At 63.4% G+C, this 23,433-nt stretch carries 20 protein-coding genes and 1 tRNA gene; 8 read left to right on the top strand and 13 right to left on the bottom strand.

The features are described 5' to 3' along the window. The first annotated feature begins 51 nt into the window (after positions 1-51). The gene (gene thiC / locus WYS_RS12085) at positions 52-1,314 is read left to right on the top strand and encodes a phosphomethylpyrimidine synthase ThiC (RefSeq protein WP_019178435.1); all 1,263 of its coding nucleotides are present in this window, start codon (positions 52-54) and stop codon (positions 1,312-1,314) included. A gap of 17 nt (positions 1,315-1,331) precedes the next feature. Here the strand turns inward: thiC and WYS_RS12080 are convergent. Together WYS_RS12080 and WYS_RS16470 are read right to left on the bottom strand one after the other, a co-directional pair. Then, a tRNA-Thr gene (locus tag WYS_RS12080) sits at positions 1,332-1,435 on the bottom strand. Positions 1,436-1,564: 129 nt separating this feature from the next. Continuing rightward, positions 1,565-1,729 (bottom strand): transposase, encoded by a 165-nt coding sequence (locus WYS_RS16470; RefSeq protein WP_236993840.1) that lies wholly within the window; start codon positions 1,727-1,729, stop codon positions 1,565-1,567. Positions 1,730-2,097: 368 nt separating this feature from the next. Between WYS_RS16470 and WYS_RS15305 the strand changes: the two genes are divergently transcribed. After that, positions 2,098-3,942 (top strand): DnaA ATPase domain-containing protein, encoded by a 1,845-nt coding sequence (locus WYS_RS15305; protein WP_019178434.1) that lies wholly within the window; start codon positions 2,098-2,100, stop codon positions 3,940-3,942. On the opposite strand, the gene WYS_RS12070 is transcribed toward WYS_RS15305, so the two are convergent. The 5 genes from WYS_RS12070 to WYS_RS12050 form a co-directional block, all read right to left on the bottom strand. Continuing rightward, a complete protein-coding gene (locus WYS_RS12070) occupies positions 3,943-5,127 on the bottom strand; it encodes a zinc ribbon domain-containing protein (protein WP_019178433.1) in 1,185 nt (394 codons plus the stop codon). It abuts the gene before it with no gap. Between the two features lie 88 nt (positions 5,128-5,215). Continuing rightward, a complete protein-coding gene (locus WYS_RS12065; protein ID WP_019178432.1) occupies positions 5,216-6,016 on the bottom strand; it encodes a TIM barrel protein in 801 nt (266 codons plus the stop codon). A 97-nt stretch (positions 6,017-6,113) separates the two neighbouring features. Continuing rightward, positions 6,114-6,908, bottom strand: a complete 795-nt coding sequence (locus tag WYS_RS12060; RefSeq protein ID WP_019178431.1) for an ABC transporter ATP-binding protein — start codon at positions 6,906-6,908, stop codon at positions 6,114-6,116. Next, a complete protein-coding gene (locus WYS_RS12055) occupies positions 6,905-8,083 on the bottom strand; it encodes a FecCD family ABC transporter permease (RefSeq protein WP_019178430.1) in 1,179 nt (392 codons plus the stop codon). The genes WYS_RS12060 and WYS_RS12055 overlap by 4 nt, the downstream gene beginning before the upstream one ends. A gap of 22 nt (positions 8,084-8,105) precedes the next feature. After that, positions 8,106-9,182, bottom strand: coding sequence for an ABC transporter substrate-binding protein (locus tag WYS_RS12050; RefSeq protein ID WP_019178429.1), 1,077 nt, complete (start codon positions 9,180-9,182; stop codon positions 8,106-8,108). Positions 9,183-9,361: 179 nt separating this feature from the next. Between WYS_RS12050 and WYS_RS12045 the strand changes: the two genes are divergently transcribed. Both WYS_RS12045 and WYS_RS15300 read left to right on the top strand, forming a co-directional pair. Next, positions 9,362-9,844, top strand: coding sequence for an adenosine-specific kinase (locus WYS_RS12045; protein ID WP_019178428.1), 483 nt, complete (start codon positions 9,362-9,364; stop codon positions 9,842-9,844). Positions 9,845-9,851: 7 nt separating this feature from the next. After that, complete coding sequence (locus WYS_RS15300; RefSeq protein WP_019178427.1) at positions 9,852-10,697, top strand: DNA-3-methyladenine glycosylase family protein; 846 nt, start codon at positions 9,852-9,854, stop codon at positions 10,695-10,697. Here the strand turns inward: WYS_RS15300 and WYS_RS12035 are convergent. Continuing rightward, a complete protein-coding gene (locus WYS_RS12035; RefSeq protein ID WP_019178426.1) occupies positions 10,657-11,034 on the bottom strand; it encodes a transcriptional regulator in 378 nt (125 codons plus the stop codon). The two genes, WYS_RS15300 and WYS_RS12035, sit on opposite strands and share 41 nt — an antisense overlap. 117 nt (positions 11,035-11,151) lie before the next feature. Beyond that, positions 11,152-16,536: an ATP-dependent helicase gene (locus WYS_RS12030; RefSeq protein ID WP_019178425.1), complete on the bottom strand. Its 5,385-nt coding sequence runs from the start codon at positions 16,534-16,536 to the stop codon at positions 11,152-11,154. 229 nt (positions 16,537-16,765) lie between these two features. On the opposite strand from WYS_RS12030, the gene WYS_RS16155 reads away from it, so the two are divergent. Then, the gene (locus WYS_RS16155) at positions 16,766-17,773 is read left to right on the top strand and encodes a carboxypeptidase-like regulatory domain-containing protein (RefSeq protein ID WP_019178424.1); all 1,008 of its coding nucleotides are present in this window, start codon (positions 16,766-16,768) and stop codon (positions 17,771-17,773) included. A gap of 4 nt (positions 17,774-17,777) precedes the next feature. Here WYS_RS16155 and WYS_RS12020 read toward each other — a convergent pair whose 3' ends face one another. Together WYS_RS12020 and WYS_RS12015 are read right to left on the bottom strand one after the other, a co-directional pair. After that, positions 17,778-18,368 carry a FumA C-terminus/TtdB family hydratase beta subunit gene (locus WYS_RS12020; protein ID WP_019178423.1) on the bottom strand — a complete coding sequence of 197 codons (591 nt, stop codon included), beginning with the start codon at positions 18,366-18,368 and terminating at the stop codon, positions 17,778-17,780. Next, positions 18,365-19,225, bottom strand: coding sequence for a fumarate hydratase (locus WYS_RS12015; protein WP_019178422.1), 861 nt, complete (start codon positions 19,223-19,225; stop codon positions 18,365-18,367). The genes WYS_RS12020 and WYS_RS12015 overlap by 4 nt, the downstream gene beginning before the upstream one ends. Before the next feature lie 205 nt (positions 19,226-19,430). Between WYS_RS12015 and WYS_RS12010 the strand changes: the two genes are divergently transcribed. The 3 genes from WYS_RS12010 to WYS_RS12000 all read left to right on the top strand — a co-directional run bounded on the left by WYS_RS12010 (position 19,431) and on the right by WYS_RS12000 (position 22,100). Next, a complete protein-coding gene (locus WYS_RS12010) occupies positions 19,431-20,366 on the top strand; it encodes an ABC transporter ATP-binding protein (protein ID WP_019178421.1) in 936 nt (311 codons plus the stop codon). A 4-nt stretch (positions 20,367-20,370) separates the two neighbouring features. Further along, entirely contained in the window at positions 20,371-21,246 is an 876-nt protein-coding gene (locus WYS_RS12005) for an ABC transporter permease (RefSeq protein ID WP_019178420.1), read from the top strand. 116 nt (positions 21,247-21,362) lie between these two features. Then, positions 21,363-22,100, top strand: coding sequence for a competence/damage-inducible protein A (locus tag WYS_RS12000; protein WP_019178419.1), 738 nt, complete (start codon positions 21,363-21,365; stop codon positions 22,098-22,100). A gap of 6 nt (positions 22,101-22,106) precedes the next feature. Here the strand turns inward: WYS_RS12000 and WYS_RS11995 are convergent, their stop codons facing one another. Together WYS_RS11995 and WYS_RS11990 are read right to left on the bottom strand one after the other, a co-directional pair. Further along, complete coding sequence (locus WYS_RS11995; protein ID WP_019178418.1) at positions 22,107-23,135, bottom strand: 60S ribosomal export protein NMD3; 1,029 nt, start codon at positions 23,133-23,135, stop codon at positions 22,107-22,109. After that, a complete protein-coding gene (locus WYS_RS11990; protein WP_019178417.1) occupies positions 23,136-23,429 on the bottom strand; it encodes a DUF424 domain-containing protein in 294 nt (97 codons plus the stop codon). It abuts the gene before it with no gap. Positions 23,430-23,433 lie beyond the last annotated feature (4 nt).

Below are 23,433 nucleotides of genomic sequence, written 5' to 3'. Positions count from 1 at the left end.
TATTACGGAAAGCCTTTTTAGGATTAGGAAGTTAGGCGAGCCGTGGATACGATGGCCTGCGCTGCGAGGGAACGGGGGTACGACATCAGGGAAGTGGCCCGAAAGGAAGGGGTCGATGAGGATATCCTGCTCCGCCGCTTGGAGGCGGGCAGGGTGGTGATACCCTTCAATCCCGTGCACTCCCCGGAGCCGAAGGCCATCGGCGAGGGGATGAGCGTCAAGGTCAATGTGAACCTCGGCACCTCCAGGGACCGCGTGGAGGTGGAGGAGGAGATGGAGAAGGTGCGCATCTCCGTTAAGTACGGAGCCGACGCCGTAATGGACCTCAGCACCGGCGGGGACATCGACGCCATCCGTCGCCAGATCATCAAGGCCTCCCCCCTCCCGGTGGGCACCGTGCCCATATACCAGACCGGCCTGCGGCTAGCCAGGAAGAGCGCGGTGGTGGACATGGACGAGGACGACATCTTCAACGGCATCGTCCAGCACGCCAAGGACGGCGTGGACTTCATGACCGTGCACTGCGGCATCACCAGGGAAGGGGTGGAGAAGCTGAAGCGGTCCCCCCGCGTCACCGACGTGGTGTCCAGGGGCGGCTCCTTCCTGGTGGCGTGGATCCTGCACAACGGCAAAGAGAACCCGCTGTACCAGAACTTCGACTACCTCCTGGAACTGGCCAAGGAGCACGAGTTCACCCTGTCCCTGGGGGACGGCATGCGGCCCGGGTGCATGCACGATGCGACGGACGTGCCGCAGATACAGGAGCTTCTTACGCTTGGGGAGCTTGTCCGCCGCTCCCGCAAGGCCGGCGTGCAGGCAATGGTGGAGGGCCCGGGGCACGTCCCCCTGGATCAGATCGAGGCCAACGTGAGGCTGCAGAAAGCGGTGTGCGACGGCGCGCCGTTCTACGTGCTGGGGCCGCTGGTCACGGACATCGCGCCTGGCTACGACCACATCACCGCCGCCATCGGGGGGACGCTGGCCGCCTACCACGGCGCGGACTTCCTGTGCTACGTGACCCCAGCGGAGCACCTGTCCCTGCCGACGCCGGAAGACGTAAAGGAAGGGCTCATCGCCAGCAAGATCGCCGCCCACGCCGCCGACGCGGCCCGGGGGCGGGGCAAGGACCGCGACCTCAGGATGTCACAAGCGCGCAAGGCCCTGGACTGGGAGGGCATGTTCGCCGAGGCCCTCGACCCGGAGAAGGCGCGGGAGTATCGCGCCCGGGGCATCACCCCCGGCAGCGAGGGCTGCTCGATGTGCGGGGACGTGTGCGCGATGAAGATCGTGAAGGAGTACCTGACCAGAGAGTAAGCTCCCGGAAGAATGAGTGGAGCCACTGGAGGGGATCGAACCCCCGGCCTACGGTTTACGAAACCGTCGCTCTTTCGCGGTCTGGCCATCAACGACCGGACTGCCGCTGAGCTACAGTGGCATAGCGGTGCTCCTTCAAGCCATCCCCTGATTTATAACTTTCTTCACCGGGGTCCGCTGGACCAGGAGGCGGTAATCGGCCCGTCGGCTACCCACACATAAATATGCGGGCTTGCAGCTGAGCTCGGCCTCATCGCTCGCTGCGTTCGGCTCGCTGACACGGAGCCTGCCGCCTTCCCGTGCCTGCATCGAGCGTGAACCCGCACCGGATGCAGCTGAACTGCCTTCCTGTTCTGTTGCTTCGAGATACGTGACCGCATTCGGAACAGGTCTGGGAGGTGTAGTGTGGATCGATAAGCGTTACTTGCTTTCCTAGCGCCTCCGCCTCATACCGGACGAACCGAGCCAGCTCGGCGAGCGATCAGCTGCCCAACTTGCTGTTGTACCTCCTGTCGTCCTATATCTTTTGACGGTGCGGAACATCTGGTCGGTGTCGCCGACTATGCAATTCGCACTCTGGCTACATGCAGTTCATATTGGAAAGCTACCGCGTTGTGCGGCCTGCTCATGGGGAACGATGCGCTTGGGGGTTTAGTACATGCCGTCATTGAAATGGCATCTTTGTGAACGATGTTATTCAGCCCATGATCGAGGTAGTGAGTTTTCTGGCTACTGGGGTATAAATGCTTTTATCTCCATGAGGCGTTCCCTCGCCCGAAGACCGTGCTACTTGAGCTGGGAGTCCCGCAGGGACAGATCGCCTCCCGATGGAGAGGAGGCGAGAACATTGTCACGGAGGCCCTTGAGAAGGCGAAGGGGGCCTCCCACGCAGGATACCTGAAGGTAAGCCTGTCCAAGGAGGGAGAGCGCTCGGAAGGCCTGATCTCCCTCTCCGCTGGCATCCCCATCCTGTGCATGTACGTGTTCAGGCCTCCCGGCTCCGAGGAGATGTGGTTCCTGGGGGACAAGGCGGCCCGGTACCTGTGGTTCGACTCGGTCCAACCGGAGGCGGCGATCACGCTGCACGGCAAGGTGGGGCTGAATGACCTCGAGGCCCTGTTCCCCCAGGCCCGCGTCAGAAGGCTGGGCGCCCCCAAGGACCGCCCCTCGGCGGACAAGCTGCGCCAGGAGAAGCTCCGGAACGCCGACCCCGGGAACATCAGCGAGCACCTGATGGACACTTTCCGCTCCGCCGCGGTCATCGTGGGGGAGAAGGCCGACAAGCAGGTCCTGGGGATCTACGATATGGTGCTCCAGTACCACAAGATGCGCTCCCTGGGCCCTGAGATGTCCACCTGCCCGGAGTGCGGGGGGCCGACCGATCTCCTGGGGTACTGCCCCCAGTGCGCCTCGGGGGAGCAGACGGCCATGCTCCCTCGCATGGACCCATTCTATACCTTCGACAACTTCGTGCTCAGCCCCGGCTCGCGCTTCGCCGAGGCCGCCGCCAGGGCCGTGGCGGGGAGCCCCGGGGAAACATACAACCCCCTGCTGGTGCAGGGGCGGTCCGGGCTGGGCAAGACGCACCTGCTGCAGGCCATCGGCAACCAGGTGAGGAAGGGGCGTCCGGACGCCAATGTGCTGTACCTGCCGCTGGAGTCGCTGGACGAGAAGCAGGTGGAGTCGCTGTCCTCCCGGAACGGGGAACTGCGCCAGGGCATCGAGCGGGCGGACGTTCTGCTGGTGGACGACCTGCAGTCCGCCGCCGGCAGGGACAGGATGCAAGAGGAGCTGTTCCGTACTATCAGCTCGCTGTTGTCCGGCGGCAAGCAGGTGGTGCTCACCTCGGACCGCCCGCTGAGAGAGGTGCCCGCGCTGTCGGAGCGCCTGTCCTCGTGCCTGGAGCCGGGGCTGGTGGTGGACCTGTCCCCGCCGGACCGCCGGGCCAGGGTGAACATCCTGGAGAGGATGGTGATCGAGGAGGGCCTGGAGATCCCCCAGGAGGTCATGGGCTTCGTGGCCGACCGGTTCTCCGACAACATCAGCCAGCTGGGGAGCGAGATGGACCGCGTCATCGCCTTCGCCTCGCTGATGCGTTCGGACATAACCCTGGAGCTGGCGCGGGAGGTTCTGGGGAGCGCGGAGGTCCCCGAGAGCGGCAGGCTCCCGGAGCTGGTGGAGAAGCGCTCCTACCTGGTCGAGGAATCGAGGCCGGACCGCTCCTACGACCTGCTGCTGTCCATGCTGGACATGGGCTTCCGCGCCCAGGTGTTCACCCGCAGCAACCCCTCGGCGGTGCGGACCAGGCTGGCCGGGCGGAAGGCCGACGTTTACTGGATGACGGAATACGAGTCCAGGGACGAGAGGACCGTGCAGCCCTCGCTGGAGAAGATCGTGAGGCTGGTGGAGGACCACGTCCGCCGGGAGGGGCGCTCGATAGTACTTCTGGACGACCTGCACTACCTCATCAGCACCGCCACCTTCGACGGGGTGATACGCTTCGTCCGCTCCCTGGTGGACCAGGTGTCGGAGAGGAGCGCCGTCTTCCTGCTGTCGATAAGCCCGGAGAGCCTCAACGTCCAGGAGAAGGCCGTTCTGGAGAGGGAGCTGGAACCGATACGGCCGTGATCACGCGCTCTTGGAGGATTTGAGATCGGCCATCAGGTACAGCGCGTCCTCGTAGCGCTTCAGCTTCACGGCCGACGCCGCTTCCTTGAGGGCCTTGACCCCGGCATTGACGTCCCTGCCCTGGAGCTTCGCTTCCATCATGGACTGCTTGGCCTTGTGCATCTCTCCCTTCAGGAGATCGGGCAGCATGCGGACCAGGTCCTCGCGCCCCTTGCGGGCCAGGGCGGCCATGGTGTTCCAGTCGCCGTTCTCCCCGGCCTCCTTCGATTCGCCCAGGACCTTGCGGATCTCCCTCACGTCCAGGAAGAAGATCTCGGAGGTCTGCACCAGCTTCTCCAGGGCCTCGTACATCTCGTGGGCGGAAACGTACGGCCCGGTCAGCTGCTCGGCGAACTTCTTGCCGGCGCGGATCTTGGTCAGGGTCCCCTCGACGTCGCCCTGGGCGCGCATCGCCCTGGCGCTCTCGGTGGCCGCCACGATGGGGTCGGGATCGCCGCCGGTCTTCCTGGCCACCTCGGCCAGTTCCTCCAGCACCGAGAACTCCTTGTCCATGTAGGCGCCGATGGCCTGGTCCAGCGCGGCGGAGCACTCCCGGAGGGTCCTGACGGCACCCTCCACGTCCTTGTTCTTGCCGAGCTCCACGGCGCGGTTGATGAGCTTGCGGGCGTCCACGGCGTCGATGCTGAAGTCCTTGGCCAGCGCGAGAAGCGGCTTGACCCTTCCGACCAGTTCTGAGAACTCGTCCTTCAGCCGGTCCGGGGCGGCGGGGCCGTCCTCCGCTGGAGCTTTCGCGGGGGCGGAGACGGGTGCGGAAGGCGCCTCGATCTGCGGCTCCGGTTCCGGCTCGGCCCTGAACACCGGGGTGAGCGGCTCCTCCTCGATCTCGGTCATTGCCGGCTCGGGCTCGATCGCCGGCCGCACCTCCACCGGCGCTTCCTGGACCTCCGCCCGGGGCTCCTCGGCCTCCGAGGGAGCGCTGAAGGCAAGCCCGCAGTAGGGGCATTTCAGGCAGTCCACCGGGATGGTCTCGTGGCACTGGGGGCACTCTGCCTCGGAGACCTCCTCAATGACGAACTCCACCCCGCACTTGGGGCAGCGGTCGACCTCCCCCTCAATGTGAGCGCCGCACTCTGGACAATCGAACTCGAAGCTCTCTTCAATGTGGTTTGCCGCTGAATCGGACAACTAGATCCCCTCCCCGCGATGGAGCCAGTCAAGCCAGGATTTGTTGAGATAAATAGTTGTCGACATATCATTAAGCGGCTGAGAACATCTACTGCTCCAGCATCTCCCTCATGCGCACGGCGTCGCCGGAGGGGTCGGGGGTCTCGCTGATGACCGTCACGTCCCTGCTGCACTTGGGAAGAAGTGGGGCGAGGTGCGCGAAGTCGGGGTCCCTGCTCTCGAGGAGGAGATGGCGCTTCTCCCCCTTGGCGGTGTACTCGATGCAGCTGAAGTGGCAGTGCAGGCGGCCAGGATGGATGGCCAGCCATTCGTCCAGCGCCGCCCTGAAGTCCTCGGCGGTGCGGAGGCAACCCTGCCGTCGGGCGTGGATGTGGGCAAAGTCGACCACCGGCTCGACGCCGTCGACCTCCTTCATGACCGCGGCTATCTCCTCCAGGGTGCCCCAGCTCCCCGTCTTCCCCATCGTCTCCAGGCCGATGGCGGGGGTGAGGCCTTCGTTCTCCATGACCTTGCGGACCGCGCGGACGCCCTCCACCACCGCCGCGGTGGCCTTCTCCGAGCTCGTTCCCATGTACGAGGCGGCATGCACCACCACGATGCGGCCGCCGAACAGGGTGGCGGCACGAAGGGAGCGGAGCAGCCAGTCCTCGCTCTTCGCCCTGCCCGCGGCGTCGGAGTTGAAGTTGATGTAGTAGGGGGCGTGGGCGCTCAGCGCCACGCCGATGCCTTTTGCCCTGATCCCAAGCTCCAGGGCCCGCTCGTCGCTCAGGTTGACGCCCCTGCCGAACTGCACCTCCAGGGCGTTCAGCCCCAGCGCCTTCACGTTCTCCACGGCCTGCACCGCGCCCTTGCTGCCGGGAGGATAGCCCGCCGGCCCGACGTACAGCATGAGGCGGCAAATCCTCTATTGAGCTAATAACATTGCCCCGGACCGCGCGGAACGACCCGATGGTGGTGTCCTTCGCTGGCATCGCGAGGGGGCAATGTCATATCGTGGCCACCAGAGGGTCCCTGTCAGGATCGTCGTAGGGCTGTACATACCTCCCGTGCTTCCCTTCCACGATCTCCGCGCTGACGCCGTATACATCGCGTATCATCCTTTCGATGATCACATCCTCAGGCCTCCCGAAGGCGTACACGCCCTTGTCCTTCATCACCAGGGTCTTGTCCGAATACCGCAAGGCCAGGTTGAGGTCGTGGAGCGCGACTATCATCCCAGACCCCCTTGTCTTGACGATGCTCCTCATGATCTTCATGGCATCCAGCTGGTTCTTCAGGTCCAGCGAACTGGTCGGCTCATCGAACAGGTAGAACCGCGGGTCCTGGGCCAGGGCGCGGGCGAGGAAAACCCTCTGCATCTGTCCCCCCGACAGTTCGTTCACGTAGCGGTCGGCGAGGTCGTCCACCTTCATGGCCGTCATCGCCTCAGCGGCGATCCTGAGGTCCTTCCTGGTGTAAGACCACTCCATGTACGGCCGCCTGCCTATCAGGACAGTGTCGTACACGGTGGAGAACGCGGAGTACGCATAGCTTTGCGGCACATAGCCGATGAGCTTCGCGAGGTCCTTCTTGTCCATAGCGGCGATATCGGTGCCGTCGATATCGATGCGCCCGGAAAGGGCGGGCTTGACGTTGCATATGGTCTTGATCAACGTCGATTTTCCGGAGCCGTTCGGCCCTATGAGCGCAACGACCTCCCCGGCCTCGGCCGTGAAGCTGATGTCCTTCAATACCTCCAGGGCGTCGTAGCTCTGACAGACCTTCTCGACGTTGAACCTCACGCCATGTTCCTCCAGTTCTTCCGGGTAACGAGCCATATGAAGAATATGCCGCCGATGATGTACATTATGACCCCCACCGGCAGCTGGGAGGGACTGATAATCATCCTGGCTACGGTGTCCGATATCAGCAGGATGAGCGCGCCCATCAAGGCCGAGGCGGGCAGGAGGTACCGGTTGTCGTTGCCTATGAACCTCCTGCAGATGTGCGGCGCCATCAGTCCAATGAACCCGATGATGCCGGTGAAGGCTAGGCAGGCGGAGCTTACCAGGGCGGAAAGCACCAGTCCCGATGTCCTCAGCTTGTTCACGCTGATCCCCAGGCTGCTGGCCACCTCGTCCCCCGTTGAAAGCGTGTTAATGTCCACGGTCAGTTTCTCCATGAGCCCGAAGCATACCACCACTATCGGGAGCAGCATGATCACGGAGCCCCAGGTCACCCCCCACATGCCTCCCATGAGCCAGAGGGTTATCTCCCGCAACGCGTCGTCATTGGAGATGTACTTCGCGAATGATATCCCGGCTTGGAAGAGGTAGCTTATCACCACGCCAGAGAGGATCATGGTGGACCGAGAGACGTCCCCCCTCTTCGATATCAAAAGGACCAGCCCCACGCTCCCCAACCCGAACAGGAACGAGAAGAGTATGAGCAACAGGTTCTTGACGGCTATCGGCTGTCCGAGGAAGGTCGCGCTTTCATAGTAGACCGCGCCGAACATCATGGGCGCGTATACCAGGGCCATGGCCGCACCGAAGGATGCGGCGGAGGAGACCCCCAGCGTGAACGGGCTCACCAGGGGGTTCCTGAGGATGCCTTGCATTATGACGCCTGACATGGCCAGGCTCAGGCCGGTGATGACGGCCATGAAGACCCGGGGCATCCTGCTGTTCAGAATGATGGCGGAGTACCATTCCCTTTCCGGCCCCTCAATGTGAGAGGGGAACAGGGCGTGGCCGATAACCCTCAGGGTATCCGTTACCGGTATGTCGACAGAACCGATCCCAAGGGCCGCCACCGAAGCGATTACGGTCAGTGCGAGCAGGAATAGGATGAACGTCACCCTCTTCCTCACGGTGACGTTGTAGGCGCCCTCCAGTCCGTCGTAAGAGATCCTGTTCCTCAGGATGTCCATCAGGCCGGTCCTCTCCGCCTCCGTGACCTTGTCCGCTTCCGCCATATGCTCACCCTTGCTATCTAGCTCAAGCAGGTACCGGGCCGACGTTGAACACGAACTGGGTCTTGCCGTAGCTGAACCCGTACTTCTCGTTGAAGTCCGCGACGAGCGCCGAGGGATCAAGGTCGCCGACATCGAGGCCCAGCGCGATGGCGATGCAGACATACCCGACATAGTCCAGGGGCCCGGATAGGACGTCGGTGTCGATTACGTATACATGGCCCGCGTCAATGGCGGTGAACTCCTCGTACAGAATGTCCACGGCGAGGAACTTGTCGAACTGCGACTGAGGAGTGGAGGTGTCCGAGATCGTGCCCCTGATCAAGATATAGTCGATGCCGTTGAGCTTGTCCCAGTTCAGCAGCGCTGCCGCCTGCACGTCCGAGGTCGCCCCGGTGGCGCTAGGATGGAGATATCCGATGCAGTTCACGGCGCCGATGCTCTCCGCGATCTTGCTGAGCTCGGAATTGTCAGAGTAGGGCTTCTTCATGCTCAGGAACTCGAACAGGAAGTTGGGATCATCGCTGCTGTCCGTGTCGAGGGCGAGCACTCGGTCCACCACCTCGGTGTACATTGCAATGTATTCGTTCGCCTTCTCCTGAGCGGACGGGGCAAACAGGGACGCGAACTTCTGGAGGTCCTCCAGCATGGTCTCGCCGTACATGTCGAGGCGTATGACCTTGATCCCCATAGCGGTGAGCTCGTCGTAATTGGTGATGCCCCTGGAGCTGAACTGGGTGATCAGGATTTTGGACCCGGAGGAGAGGATGTCTTCCCCGTTGGGGGCGCTGTATTTGCCGATGTCATCAGTGTCACCATATATCTCGGGCAGCATCGTCCGGGTGGTCTCCTCAGATCCCTTGACCAGATCGGCTACGCCCAGCACCTGCATGAACTTGGCGGCGTTGGTATTGGTGACCGCTACCGCGGTAATGGGCATCTCAATGGTGACGCTCGTCCCCGAGCTGTCGGTGATAGTGACGGATGTCGGGTCGATGGGGCCGTCAGGATCGCTCTTGCCCGCTGTGGCGTAGTATGCTCCCACACTAGCCACGATTATGACGGCGACCAGAGCCAAAGCTATGATGGGTTTCCTCCGCATAAGAATTACCAGAAAGGTGTTACGGCATTTTCATATAAAGCGTTTGTTACTTAGACGAAGAAATATGGCTGATTAAGCTTGGCTCAGTCCATCTAGCTTCCTTGGAAAAAGGGGCGCGGGCTTCCGAAGCGTAAAAGGATATTTATCGCCGGAAGGGGCTGTTCTGGGCACGTGATATCATGAAGACCGAGGCAGTCGCCCTCAGGAAGCCGGCCGACTCCAACATAATCGTCGGCCAGTCCCATTTCATTAAGACCGCCGAGGACCTGTACGAGGCCCTCGTGGGCTCGGTGCCGGGGATTAAGTTCGGCATCGCCTTCTGCGAAGCGTCCGGCGACCGGCTGGTGCGCAGGGAAGGGAACGACGGCGCCCTGGTGGAGTGCGCTGTCGACAATGCCGTTCGCATCGGGGCGGGGCACTCCTTCGTGATCGTGATAATGGGCGCGTACCCCATCAACGTCCTGAGGAGCGTCAAGGACGTGCCGGAGGTCTGCGGGATATTCTGCGCCACCGCCAACGAGGCCGAGGTCATCGTGGCCGTGACGGAGAAGGGCCGCGGGATCATCGGGGTGGTGGACGGGCAGACCCCTCTCGGCGTGGAGGGGGAAGAGGACATCAAAAAGCGGCGCGAGCTGCTCCGCCGCTTCGGGTACAAGCGCTGATGCGGACATGAGAGTGCCGGAGTTCGATCTGGAGTACACCCTGGACTGCGGGCAGTCGTTCCGCTGGCAGCGGGACGGGGAGTGGTGGAGCGGGGTGGTCGGCGACCGCGTGATCCGCCTGCGGCAGCGGGGGGACCGCCTTGACATCGAGGGCAACGCGGACGAGAAGTTCCTCTCTCGCTACCTCCGCCTCGATGATGACCTGGAGGCCATCTACGCCGACATATCGAGGGATGCGCGCATCGCCAGCGTCATCGGCCGGTTCAGAGGGCTCAGGATCATGCGCCAGGACCCCTGGGAGTGCTCCGCGTCATATCTCCTGGCGTCGTACTCGAACGTCGCCCGCATCAAGAAGATGATCGCCGCCCTGTGCCAGACCTACGGTCGCGAGCTGGGGGGCGGCAAGTACGCCTTTCCCGCCCCCGAGGAGATCGCGGAGGGCGGCGGGGACATCGCCTGCTGCCGCCTGGGGTACCGCGCCGACTGGATCAAGGCCTACGCCCGCTCAGTAGCGTCGGGGGAGTTCGACCTGGAGAAGCTGAAGGAGCTGGACTACCAGGGGGCGATCTCGTACCTGAAGACCGTGAAGGGCATCGGGGACAAGGTCGCCGACTGCATAGCGCTGTTCTCCCTCGATCACCTGGAGGCCTGCCCGGTGGACGTGCGCATCGCCCGGGCCATGCGGGAGATATACGGGGTCACCGGAAGCTATCGGAAAGTGAGCGGGTACGCCCGGAAGCACTTCGGCCCCTATGCCGGCTATGCCCAGGAGTACCTGTACATGGCGGAGGACCCCGCCAGGAAGAAGGACGTCACTGCATGGACTCAGGGCACACGCAGGCAGGGGCTTTGACGCCGGTGTAAGCCTCGTAGACCGACACCAGCATGCCGCTCTTCTTCACCATGTCGCAGATGCGGCACGTCTCCGTCACTATGTCGGAGCCGTCCACGATGCGCTGGGCGGCCTTGGCGATCTCGGCCTTGAACTCCTCGTACTTGCCGCTGGTCTCCAGCTCCTTGTTGGTCCCTCTCTTGGACTTCAGGTACTGGGATATGGCCGCGTCCGTGACGCCGAACCGCCTGGCGACCTCTGCCTGGGTGAGCTTGTGCTTCTCCACCAGCTCCCTGGCCAGCTCTCGTCTTATCGAAGGAAGGACATACCAAACGATGAGCTCGCAGGGTATCTTCATGAGGGCGGTTAAAGGTGTTAACGTTTTTATATCTTACCACTGTTAAGGCAGTCCGGCACGATGGGGTCGGGGGCTCTGGCCGCACGTGCGAATGTGCATAAAAACGGTCGGGGGCCCTCACACCTCCCCGGGATGGGTCTTCTCGTAGAACTCCTGCACCTCCCAGTCGGGGATCTCGTTGTCGTTGGGGACCCTGATGGTCAGCCCCAGGGCCTTGAGGTGCTTGGTCAGCAGGGCCTTGGCCTCGCTGTCCCCGGTGAACTCCTGGACCACCACGTCGCTGGCCTTGACCTTTCCCCGGAAGGAGCCGATCATGGCGGGGCCGTCCATGACGAGGGAGTAGTAGGAGCCGCCGCGCTGCTGCCTTATCCACTCCGCGAGGTAGGTGTGCAGGTTGTCCTCCGGGCCGAGGACGAAGCTTTCCGAGAACTTGGCCTTGGCCAGCCGGGGGAGGTCCTCCTTGAGGATCCAGTGGACGCTCTCGTCCCCGTCCACGAGGAACCCTTTTACCAGGAAGCCTTCCCTCTCCAGGTCGGCCAGGATGGAGCGGAGGTCCTTCATCGGCAGCTCGTGTCGAAGGTACCGTGACAGGTTTTCCGCGGTGAACACCCCGAAGTTGCGGAAGCAGTGGCGGACTATCTCCCTCCTCGCCTCCAGCGGTTCCAGGGGAGCTTCGGGAACCAGCCTCACCCGCTTGTTCTGGTCGGTGTAGATCATGGTCCCGTCCGACAGCGCCCTGAGGGCGTCGTAAGTGGCGCGGTGGCCCAGGGGGGAGTGGTCGAACAGCTGGTTCCGGGACATCGGCTTGTTCTCCTTGATGATCCGCATCAGATAGCGCATGTCCTCGGTGACCTTGCGGTCCTTGGCCCGGCGGCACAGGCCGGCGAACTCCAGGCTCGTGTACGTCACGTAGTCGGGGATGGCCGCCACCTTCACCAGGAAGCCCATGTCGAACATCTTCTTCAGGGGGATGCGGTTCTTGCACCGCAGCGCCGCCTCGGCGTCGGAGCGCAGGCCTCCCATGACCTTGACCGCATCGACCACGTTGGTGAAGCGCTGGTGGGGATCGAGGTGCTGCTTCTGCAGCACGTAGGAGAGCACCTGCTCCCAGGGGCGGTGCTCCCTCACCATGTTGCCCTTGACGAACATGTCGCCCAGGCGGTCGTAGCCGTGGGCGGCGAGGACATCGGCCACCTCCTGGGGGGCGTTCTCCGGGGAGCTGCCGAGCACCTCCCTGATGCGCACGATGTCGTAGCCCATCATGTTGTAGTAGGACATGAAGCGGTCCAGCGCCTCCAGGGCCTCGGGCAGATGCTCCGGTCCCTCCAGGTCGAGATCGCGCACCTCGATGCATCCGCTCATGTTCCATTTCTCCACCCCGCCGACGAGGCGGCCGTTGGCCACGATGGGGAAGATCCACCGGTCCCCATACTTCGAGGCGATGGAGGCCCACAGGGACTGGACCCCGGGATCGTACAGCGACACTATGCGCGCCGCCTGCTCGGTGCGGACGGCCTTGGCCAGCTTCGGCACCTCGTCGCGGAGGACGTACATCTCCTCGCGCGCCTCTCCCACCGATATGGTCTCCACGTCCAGCTTCTTGAGCATCGCGCTGACCTCGGCGATGGGGAACTGGGTGGCGGTGGTGATGGAGTATATCGACACGGGGCCGTAGGCCCGGACGAACCGCTCCACGATGGCTTCGTAAGGGTCGCCCTTGAACTCCGGGGCGTTGTAGGGGAGGTAGACGTTCTCGGACGACCATTCCTCCCTCTCCTCGAACCGCCGCACGATGTGCATGTTGCGGTCCAGGCGCCCCACGCTCTCCATGACCTCCTCCCTGGTGCTGGCGCTACCGATGGCGGCGCCGATCTGACGGAGGGTGGTCCCCTCCTCCCCGTTCGACCTGATGATGTCGAGGACCCGGCGGTCCAGGGGCTTGAGGTTGTTCTGCCGGTACGCCGCCACGTAGGCGGGGGCGTCGGCGTTGCGCACGTACCGCACCCGGCCGCGCAGGAAGCGGCCCAGCAGCAGCTTCCCGGAGCGGCGCATCTCCTCCCACTCCCGGAGGTCGAAGTTCTCCACGCGGTAGAAGGCGTCCAGAGGCATCCCGATGTCGCCGTAGAGGTCCATCAGCTCGTCGATGGTGGCGAACGGCCCGTCCTGCTTGGAGCGGCGGTACGCTTCCACGGTGCGGTGATCGTAGGCGTTGAGGTCGTTGGTCTTGAGCCTCAGGTAATCCTTCCGGAGCATGTACTGCTGGTGCTCCGATACCAGGTAGCGGCCTTCCGATACCAGGCCCTCCTGCACCAGGTCTGCGAGGGCCCGGCGGACCTCCTGGTCGTTGATGCCGAGGGCGAAGGACAGCTCCTCCGCGGAGGCGGGGGCGAAGCATTCTAGATAGCGGAGCAGCACCTCGTCCATCGCTTCCTGCCGGTTCTTCCGCTCCACCTCGCGGGCGCGGTAGCGCCACTTCCCGTCGCGGTAGCCGGTCCGGCCGACCATGCCGGCAGCCTCCAGCTTGCGCAGGGACTGGTGCACCTTCTCCGATGCCAGGTCCGTCTTCTCCGCGAGCTCGACGGGGGAGCGCTCCTCCTTCAGCTCCTCCAGGATGCGCCGGTCCGCATCATTGAGGTCGCGCTCTTTGGCCAGGGCGGAGAGGTAGGAGGGGAGATCCTCGGTCGGGACGAAATACGCGTCGTCGATGTAGACCGACGATATCGCTCCCTCCTGGATCAGCTCCCGCGACCACTCGTCCACGGACCCTCTGTCGGCGAGGGTGTAGGGGTACACGCTCCGGCCCTTCTCCTTCAGCACCCGCAGCGGCCCGGCCCTTCGTATCAGGGCCAGGAGGTCGTCCTTGGTGGACACGAACCCGATGCGCTGCCTGAAGTAGGGTACGACCTGGTCCTCGGTGAACTCGAACTCCGAAACCTCCGCGCCGAGCACCTTCGACAGCACTCTGCGGTGCAGCTCGCGGAGCAGGGCGCCGCGATCTTCCATGAGCACCATGTCGGATATGCCGGCCAGGATGGCGTTGTGCGCGAACGGGGAGGGGGCGGAGGTGTAGTCGATGACCTTGACCTTCATCTCCCCGCTCTCGATGAGCCGCAGGATGTGCTGGGCGTTCTTGACGTCCATCACGTCCTCCATGATCTCCCGGTACGTCTCATCGATGACAGGGACCCCTTCCAGATCGCCCAGCGCTTCGAGGAGGTAGGAGGAGCGGACCTGCTGCCGCCCCACCGACACCTCGCGGCCTTTGTAGTTGCGCAGGATCATGAAGCTGCGGGAGGCGGTGTGGCGGAACCTCTGCTTGAACAGCTCGGAGTCCTTGATGGCCCGGGACAGCGTGCTCTCCAGCATCGTCGAGCTGAGGAGCTTCTCGATGCCTTTGATCTCGATGCGCTTGGGCGAGGAGACCATAAAGGAGTCGTCGGTGATGGACACCGATACGTTGCAACCCATCTGCTGCGTCAGCACGAAGGCGTACGCCCGGGAGAGGGCGTCGTTGACCCTCCTCCCGAAGGGGAAGTGGAACACCAGGCTGTAATTGCCGGACATGTCGATGTAGCCCTCGATGGCAAGTTCCCTGTCGCCCGGTATGAAGTCGCAGGCGGCCTGCTGCTCCTTGAAGTACGAGAGGATGGACTGCGCCGAGCCGAGGTCGATGCCGAAGGAGGTGAGCCATTCCAGCACCTCGTCGGGATTGTCCCCCAGCCTCTCCTTCAGCTCGCGCCTGAAGGTCGCCACGCCCATGGACAGGTCGAACGACCGCGGGAGCATCTCCCCGCTCCATGACGGCACGGTGGGCTTGCGGCCGGAGGCCTCCTTCACGAAGACCTTCATGCCCTTGGTGCGCACGTACTCGTACGAACGGCCGCCCAGCACGAACACGTCCCTGGTGGAGAGGCGCTCCACGAACTTCTCCGACAGGTCGCCGATCATGCCGCCCTTGTCGGTGAACACCTTGTAGTTCGCCTCCTCGGGGATGGTGCCGAGGTTCAGGAAGTATATCATGCGCGAGCCGGCGCGCTTGCCGAAGCGGTTCTCCTCCTCGTCGAACCACAGCTTGGGGTACACTCCCTCGAAGGCGTCCTTGCTGCCGAGGTAGCGCAGAACTTCCAGGAACTGCTTCTCCGGCAGGTTGCGGTAGCAGTACGAGCGGCGCACCAGCTTCAGCGCCTCCGGCACGTCCCACCTCTTCTCCAGGGACATGCCCACCAGGCTCTGCGAGAGAACGTCCAAGCAGTTCTCCGAGATCGATACGCGGTCGATGTGCTTGTTGTGCGCGGCCCTGCACAGCACGGCGCACTCCACCAGGTCGTCCTTCTCGAACACCAGCATGCGTCCTTTCGAGGTCAGCCCGTGGCCGTGCCCGCTGCGGCCGATGCGCTGCAGCCCCTTGGCCACCGACTTGGGGGAACCGATCTGGCACACCAGGTCGACCGACCCTATGTCGATCCCCAGCTCCAGGGATGTGGACGACACCACGCACTTCAGCTGGCCCTTCTTCAGGCGCTCCTCCACGTCCAGCCTGGTCTCCTTGGCCAGGGAGCCATGGTGCGCCTCGATGCCTTCCAGGCCGCGCTCCTTGAGCTTGAACACCACGTGCTCGGTGCCGGACCTGGTGTTGGTGAACACTATGGTGGTGCGATGCTCCTGGATCATCTCGTAGAGCATGTCGTACATCTTGGAGTTCACTATCTCATACGGCAGCGCGGTCATGTCGTCGGTTGGGCATATCACCCTGACGTCGAGGTCCCTCTGCCTCATGATCTCGACCACGTTCACGTCGCGGGGCTTGCCGTCCTCGTACCCCACCAGGTACTGGGCCACCTCCTCTATGGGCGCGAGGGTGGCCGACAGACCGACGCGCACGATGGGGCGGGGGCACAGGTCCTGCAGCCTCTCCAAGGTCAGCGAGAGGAACACCCCCCTCTTGGAGTCGCACACCTCGTGGATCTCGTCCACGATGACGTACTCCGTCTTGGCCAGCTTCTCGCGGAACTTCGGCGCCGCCAGCACCAGGGCCAGCGTCTCCGGCGTGGTGATGAGGATGTGCGGCGGCTTGCGCAGCATCTTCTGCCGGTCCGATTGCGACGTGTCGCCGGTCCTCACGCCCACGCGGATGGAGGGGAACTCCACACCCTCCTTCTCGGCCACCTCCCTCATCTCCCGGAGCGGCTCCTCCAGGTTCTTATTGATGTCGTTGGCCAGGGCCTTGAGCGGGGACACATATATCGCATACACGCGGTCCTCCAGCTTCCCCTCCTTGGAACACTTGAACAGCTCGTTGATGATCGAAGTGAAGGCGGTGAGGGTCTTGCCCGATCCGGTGGGCGAGGACACCAGCACGCTCTGCCTGTCGTGGATAAGAGGTACGGCGTAGGACTGGGGCTCCGTGAAGTCCTTGAACCGCCCGTTGAACCACTTGGCGATCAGAGGATCCAGGAGCGCGATGACCTCGTCCTTCTTGTACCGTTTTGTTACCTTATGCATCGTCGGTCTCCGTTCGAATCACGCGCGATTCCCCCTGCTCCTATTATATGGTTTCGGGCAGTGCTTCGAAAGTTCCATGCCGCCGATCTCGGAGCGGGGCGGTCTAGAACGTACATCTGGCTACGCTCGTAGTTCGCCGCGTTGTGACAAGGTCCGGCCCCGGTTGGCACGTTATTCCAATAACGTTGTGAACAAGGGTTTTATCTCCAGAGGACGTTGGGGCGGTGCCATGAAAGCCGTCTCCCTGGTCCTGTGCTTCGCCCTTCTAGCTACCGTGCTGACGGGCGGAACGGCCCTGGCGGAGGAGGATGCCTCCATCCTGGGGGAGTTCTCCGTCGTCGGTCTGGTAGAGGACGCGGACGGGAACGGTCTCGGCGGCGTCAACATCACCGCGGTGTACGCCAGCAACGGCACCCATATCGTTTCAACGCTCACCGATTCGGGAGGAGGCTACACCCTGCCCCTGGCCACGGGCGTGTACAACATCTCCGCCACGCTGAAGGACCATAGGGCCAACACCACATATCACGGGATATCGGAGGGGGGCGGCCTGGACTTCACCATGTACGAGGTCCTGGGCACCGTTACCGGCCAGGTGGTCGACGCCATCTCCACGGTGGCCAATGTCACCATTACGCTAAGCAACGGGACCGCGAGCTATGGTGCGGTGAGCACGGCCCCCTTCGGGAATTTCACGATAGAGAACGTCACCCCGGGGCTCTATCTGCTCCGCGCCGAGAAAGAGGGATACAACATCAGCTTTTCCGAAGTGGATGTGAAGCGCGGGGTGGTGTCGAACGTGCTCATCGTCATGGCGGAGCAGCCGTCCTGGCTGGTGGGCAAGGTCACCTATGACGGCACTCCCCTGGAAGGGGTCCTGGTGACCTTGGAATCGAAGGGCGGGCTCAGATACACCAACGTGACCGACGACGACGGCGGATACTATTTCAAGGTGCCTTCCGGGGAGTACACCATCACCTTCAGCAAGAGCGGCTTCGTGACCTCCACGATGACGAAGATCCTCTTCCCGCTGCGCGAGAACACCGCGAACGTGGAGCTGAAAAAGAGCACTCTGCCGGGCAATTCCGGCTTCATCAGAGACTACGACATGCCGCACTCCATGATGGTGGTGGGATTGTCCATGTCCCTCGTGACCATCATATCCGCCCTGTTCCTCCGCTACCGGGTGAGGCTCAAGCCTGAGCTGCTCACCAAGCGCGGCGACGAGGAGAAGTAAGCGGTCAAAGGCCCAGGCGGGCCCGGGCGGCGGAGAGGTTCCTCTGCACCTCCTGGTCGACCCGGTCATACCATGAGTTGCCGCGGGCGTCTATCGCCACCGTGAGCGGCCCCAGGTCCTCGGCCTCTACCACCCACAGCGCCTCCGGCATCCCCAGGTCCAGCCACTCCACCTTCTTCACCTCGCGGATGCCCTTTGCCGCCAGCACCGCCGCGCCCCCCGGGAACGCCAGGTACACGCAGCCATGCTCCTTCATCGCCTCCACGGTGGGGCGCGACATGCCGCCCTTGCCTATTATCGCCCTGATCCCGAAGGCCTCGATGAAATCCGGCTCCAGGGAGTTCATGCGCGAGGAAGTGGTGGGGCCGGCGGCGATGATCTCCCACCCGCCGTCCGCCTGCCTGGCGATGGGGCCGCAATGGAAGAGGACGCCGCCGTTCAGGTCCACTGGCAGCGGCTCCTTCCTCTCGTGCATCTCCAGCGCGCGGATGTGGACCTCGTCCCGCCCTATGAACACCGTGCCGCTCACGCTGACCTCGTCCCCCAGCTTCAGGGAGCGGACCTCCTCCTCCGACAGCGGCGCCCTGAGGTTCATCTCCCCCCTCCCATCATCTCCACTCTTCCGTCGGGGTGGACCCTTGCGGTAGCCCGGCGGGCGGCCCAGCACTGCAGGTTCACCGCCACCGGGAGGCTGGCGGTGTGGCAGTATGCGGTGGCGATCCGCACGCCCAGCACGGTAGTTCTTCCTCCCAGCCCCATCGGCCCGATGCCGGTGAGGTTCAGGGCCTCCGCGAGATCGGCCTCCAGAGCGGCCAGGCCGGGGTCCCTGTTCTCCTCATCCAGGGGGCGGAGGAGCGCTTTCTTGGCGAGGGAACAGGCCAGGTCGGCGGTGCCCCCGATGCCCACGCCCACGATGGTCGGCGGGCAGGGCCTCCCCCCGGCCTTGATGACGGTGTCGAGCACGAAGCTCTTGACGCCCTTGAGGCCCTGGGACGGGGTGAGCATCGCAAGGGCGGACATGTTCTCCGAGCCGGCGCCCTTGGGCATGACGGTGATCTCCACGAACTCGTCGTCGGTGGGATGGAACGAGACATAGGGCAGGCCGTCGGCGACGTTGGTGCCGGGGTTCTGCCGGGTCAGCGGGTGCACGGCGTTGGGGCGCAGCGGGATCTGGGCGGTGGCCCTCGCCACTCCCCTGCGTATGCTCCCCTCAATGCCGCCGTTGAGCTTGCCGGACACGAAGAACAGGTGCACCCCGGTGTCCTGGCACATCGGCACGGCCAGGCGGCCGCCGGCATCGATGTTGTCGAGGATGGTCCGCAGCTGGGTCCGGGCGATCGGGCTCGGCTCCTTCCTCTCCGCCTCGGCCAGCGCCCTGGCCACGTCGCCCGGCAGGTAGGTGACCGCCTCGCGGAGGATCTGCACCACCGCCTCTTCGATAGGATCTTTCATCGTTCCCGCCCCGTTATGTCCACCTCAATGCCCCGGCGGCGATAAATAAGTAGGCTGGCAGGTAGGCGCCCGGGACCGCCTCTATGTCCAAATCGCGGCCGGCATTGCACCCAACGGAAAAAACCCATGCAAAAGGTTCATAAGCTGACTATACTTCAATCCTAAGAAGCGTTCTAGCATTGATAGGAAGCTTAGGGGAAACGAAATGGCAGAACCTATCGTCATTCAGAACCTGACGAAGGACTTCGCGGGGTTCAAGGCTGTGGATAACCTCAACCTTACCGTCCGCAGAGGCTCCTTCATGGGCTTCCTCGGCCCCAACGGGGCGGGGAAGACCACCACCATCAAGATCCTGACGAACATGCTGTCCGCCACCGGCGGATCGGCCTTCCTGAACGGGGTGGACGTGCTCAAGGAGCCCAAGACGGCGCTGTCCAACGTGGGCGCCGTGGTAGAGACGCCGGAGTTCTATCCCTACCTCACGCCGAGAGAGACCTTGGCCTACCTGGGCGAGCTCAGGGGGATGAGCCCGGAGGACATCAGGTCTCGCTCCCAGATCGTACTGGAAACGGTCAAGATGACCGAGTGGGCGGACAAGAAGGTCGGGAAGTTCTCCAAGGGCATGAAGCAGAGGGTAGCCCTGGCGCAGGCCATGTTGCACGAGCCGGCGGTAATCATACTGGACGAGCCGACCTCGGGGCTCGATCCCCGCGGCATGTTCGAGGTCAGGGACATCCTGCGCGAGCTGAAGAAGCAGGACTACACCGTGTTCATGTCCTCCCACCTTCTTAACGAGGTGCAGGAGGTGTGCGACGACGTCGCCCTGATCAACCGCGGGAAGCTGCTGAAGAGCGGCTCCGTCAACGAGCTTGTCAACACCGTCAACATCAGGAGGATGGAGGTCCGCACCGTGCAGAACGTCGGAGGGGAGGGGCTGAACCGCATCTCCCAGCTCGAAGGCGTGTCCGAGCTCCGGGCGTCCGGGAAGAACCAGTTCGTCCTCTCCTTGGCCGGAGGGGACGAGGCCCAGGCCCGCCTGCTCACCGACCTGCAGACATTGGGCTTCTCGATCGTGTCGTTCAAGGAGTCCGGGGTGGCCCTGGAGTCGCTGTACATGAACCTCATCGAAGAGTCGAGGTGATCCCATGACGACCGTTAACGCAACCACCGAGTTCGCCAAGAGTGACGCACAAGCCGCGCTGCCGTCCGACATAAAGCAGGTGGGCATCGTCGCCAAGTACGACATCCTGAAGTTCCTGCGCAGCCGGCGCCTGCTGGGCATGCTGATCATCGAGGGCCTGGTCCTGGCGCTGATCACCGCGCTCCTGCTGACCACCGACCGCCCCAGCATGACCTTCGATGAGGTCGCGTACCAATACATCAGCTTCGCCAGCACTCTGGTCATCATCGCCGCCACGCTGTTCGGGGGCGATGCCATAGTATCGGAGTTCCAGGGCCGCACCGGCTACCTGCTGTTCCCCAACCCGGTGAAGAGGGGGACCATCCTGGCAGGCAAGTTCCTCTCCGCGTGCGGGGCCATGGTCCTAGTGATGGGGCTCTACTACGTGATCACGTTGGTAGCGGGGCTGGTCATCTCGGACACCGGCGGGGTCTCCTGGCTGATACTGTACTCCGGCCTGCTTTCAGTGCTGTACGGCGTTTCCGCGCTGGCGGTGGCGTTCTTCATCAGCTCGCTGATGAAGGGGTCCACGGGCTCGCTGATCCTCACCTTCGCGCTGTTCTTCTTCGTGTTCAACATCGCGGGGTCGTTGCTGGGCGCCCTGGGCGGAATCAAGCCCTGGTTCATTCCCACCTTCGCGGGGGAGACGCTGAGCTACATCATGCAGACCCCCTACCCTGTGGACGAGATCTGGACCCAGACCATAGAAGGGTTCGGCGACTTCACCACCTATCTCTTCTACCCGAAGATATGGGAATCCGTCGGGGTGATGATCGCCTGGACGGTGATCCCCCTGGCCCTGGCCTACTTCCTGTTCAAGCGCAGGGAGATGGCTGCGTAAGCCGCTTAAACCCCTTTTTTCCTTTTTTGGACCTTTTCGCACCATGCCGGCCCGGGCGGGGGCCGCTGCTCTGGCGGCGCTCATTTTATCCAGGTGAATGAAGATGCGCGCCGGATATGAGGATCGGGATCCTGCACATCGGGGACGAGCTGCTGACCGGGGAGATCGACCCCTACCCTGTCGAGCTGATAGGCATGGTGCGCTCGAGGAGGGAGAGGGTGGAGATGCTGCAGGTGATCGGGGACGATGAAGCCGCCATCGTCGGCGCGCTGCGGCACGCGGAGGCCTCCGGCATCCAGCTCCTGGTGGTGACCGGGGGTCTCGGACCTACGCTCGACGACATCACCAGGGAAGCGGTGGCGGCGTGGCTGGGGACGGAACTTCACGTGGACGAGGAGGCCGCAGTGTGGCTGGAGGAGTCTCTGACCAGGATGCGCGGCAGGAAGGTCGTCATGAACGACATCATCAGGCGCATGGCCCGGGTCCCCCGCGGAGCGAGGGCGGTGAAGAACATTACCGGCGCGGCCTGCGGCGTCGAGGCCGCCAAGGGCGGCATGACGGTGTTCTGCCTTCCAGGGTTCCCCAACGAGCTGGTGCCGATGTTTCGGGAGCACATCCTGCCGCTGATCGCCGACGGCGGGAACTACGAGAAGGAGCTGACGGTGTGGCAGGGCGAGGCGATGCTGGAGCCGCTGTTCCAGGAGGTCGTTCATGCGCACGACGTCAGGATCGCCTCGATCCCCTCGCTGGAGTGGAGGAGCAAGGGCAACAAGGTGGTGTTCAAGGGCGGCAAGGACGCCGTGGAAGAGGCGTGCGCGCACTTCGAGCGCCTGGTGAAGGAACGGTTCGGGTGATAAGGCTCAGTTGCCGAGGAAGTATAGCTCGCCCTCGTAGGGGAACACCTTGATGGTGTCGCCGGTCCGCTCGAACTTGCGGGGCTTCTTGATCTCCACCGTGGCGAAGGTGGTAGGGTGCATGATCTGGAACTCCCTCTCCGATTCGGAGAGGACCACGGCGTCGACCACGTCGCTCTTGGTGCCCACGACCTTCACCTCACGGAGGTCGACGTTCGGGACCGCCAGGAACTCGTTGCTCTTGAGGTCCCGGAGCTTAGCGGACTGGGGGCCAGTGCTGTGCACCAGGTACAGGCGGTCGCGGATGGAAACGATGTCCCGGACGCGATAGGGGGGAAGGCGCACCAGGTACGTGACCCGGTATATGTCATGGCCGTCCTTCTGCCCCTGCAGGCTGGAGGACTCCTTGTATTCCGCGCCGTACGTTGATACCAGGTCCCGGGAGAGCGTCTTCCCCAGCGCGATGGTGCTCACGTACAGGTCGAACCCTCCGTGGGCCTGCGCCACCTTGGCGATGAAGGCCTCCCTGCTCTCCTTGGCCACGTTCTCGACGTGCCTCATGGAGCGGCTCAGGACCTCGTCCTTCTCCTGATCGGAGAAGCGCTTGCCGGTGGGGCGTACCTGGACGATCGATTCGAAGTAGTTGCCCTGGATCTTGTTGCACTTTGGGCATACTCCCCTCTTCACCCGCACGGTGGTGTCGTTCTCCTCCAGCACCTCCAGGTCCTCATGCAGGAGGTGCGCCAGCATCTTCACCCGGTAGTTCTTGGCGTCCATCTTGTCGATGCCGGTCTCCAGCACCTGGAGCCGGGCGTCATGTCGCAGCAGGAGGCTCTCCTCGGCGAAGTCGCGCACGGCGTCCTCCTCGGCGTCGTAGTGCTTCCACTTCCGGTCCACGTAGTACTCGTCGCAGTGCGCGCAGATGGTGAGATCGAGGTATTCCGGCACCGAGGTGAAGCGGTTGCTGCTCAGGTAGCACTCCGAGCACAGGGAGTCGTAGGTCCTCCCCTCCTTGCCGCACTTAACGCAGAACATTTACATCTTGGCCAGCTGGGCGTGGGGAACGCCAGCTATCGTGAGTACGCAATCGCTGTTGATATAGCTATGCTTGATGGCCAGACCGACCGTTTCCTCGCCCACCAGGTTGGCCACGGTGCACATGGACAGGCGGTTGAGGAGCATCTCCTCCGAGGCGTCCTCGCCCTCGTAGAACTCCTTGCGCACGTCCAGGCGGAGCTCTCCCTCGGCGAACTTGTGGTTGAGCAGGTCCTTGTCAGCGGCGGCTAGGACCAGGTCCTTGCCGCATCGGTGCATCCTCAGCGTTATCATGAGT

The sequence above is a fragment of the Methanomassiliicoccus luminyensis B10 genome, assembly GCF_000308215.1.
Taxonomy (GTDB): Archaea; Thermoplasmatota; Thermoplasmata; order Methanomassiliicoccales; family Methanomassiliicoccaceae; genus Methanomassiliicoccus; species Methanomassiliicoccus luminyensis.
Note: the sequence above shows the minus strand (reverse complement) of the source record. Positions and strands in the feature narration are given on the sequence as shown.

Bases quoted from the DNA above. Each gene is read 5' to 3' on its own strand.
- WYS_RS12010 (WP_019178421.1), top strand. From the start codon at position 19,431: ATGGCAGAACCTATCGTCATTCAGAACCTGACGAAGGACTTCGCGGGG.
- WYS_RS12035 (WP_019178426.1), bottom strand. From the start codon at position 11,034: ATGAAGATACCCTGCGAGCTCATCGTTTGGTATGTCCTTCCTTCGATA.
- WYS_RS12055 (WP_019178430.1), bottom strand. From the start codon at position 8,083: ATGGCGGAAGCGGACAAGGTCACGGAGGCGGAGAGGACCGGCCTGATG.
- thiC (WP_019178435.1), top strand. From the start codon at position 52: ATGGCCTGCGCTGCGAGGGAACGGGGGTACGACATCAGGGAAGTGGCC.
- WYS_RS12015 (WP_019178422.1), bottom strand. From the start codon at position 19,225: ATGAAAGATCCTATCGAAGAGGCGGTGGTGCAGATCCTCCGCGAGGCG.
- WYS_RS11995 (WP_019178418.1), bottom strand. From the start codon at position 23,135: ATGTTCTGCGTTAAGTGCGGCAAGGAGGGGAGGACCTACGACTCCCTG.
- WYS_RS12000 (WP_019178419.1), top strand. From the start codon at position 21,363: ATGAGGATCGGGATCCTGCACATCGGGGACGAGCTGCTGACCGGGGAG.
- WYS_RS12005 (WP_019178420.1), top strand. From the start codon at position 20,371: ATGACGACCGTTAACGCAACCACCGAGTTCGCCAAGAGTGACGCACAA.
- WYS_RS12045 (WP_019178428.1), top strand. From the start codon at position 9,362: ATGAAGACCGAGGCAGTCGCCCTCAGGAAGCCGGCCGACTCCAACATA.
- WYS_RS16155 (WP_019178424.1), top strand. From the start codon at position 16,766: ATGAAAGCCGTCTCCCTGGTCCTGTGCTTCGCCCTTCTAGCTACCGTG.
- WYS_RS12050 (WP_019178429.1), bottom strand. From the start codon at position 9,182: ATGCGGAGGAAACCCATCATAGCTTTGGCTCTGGTCGCCGTCATAATC.
- WYS_RS15300 (WP_019178427.1), top strand. From the start codon at position 9,852: ATGAGAGTGCCGGAGTTCGATCTGGAGTACACCCTGGACTGCGGGCAG.
- WYS_RS12065 (WP_019178432.1), bottom strand. From the start codon at position 6,016: ATGCTGTACGTCGGGCCGGCGGGCTATCCTCCCGGCAGCAAGGGCGCG.
- WYS_RS11990 (WP_019178417.1), bottom strand. From the start codon at position 23,429: ATGATAACGCTGAGGATGCACCGATGCGGCAAGGACCTGGTCCTAGCC.
- WYS_RS12020 (WP_019178423.1), bottom strand. From the start codon at position 18,368: ATGAACCTCAGGGCGCCGCTGTCGGAGGAGGAGGTCCGCTCCCTGAAG.
- WYS_RS12030 (WP_019178425.1), bottom strand. From the start codon at position 16,536: ATGCATAAGGTAACAAAACGGTACAAGAAGGACGAGGTCATCGCGCTC.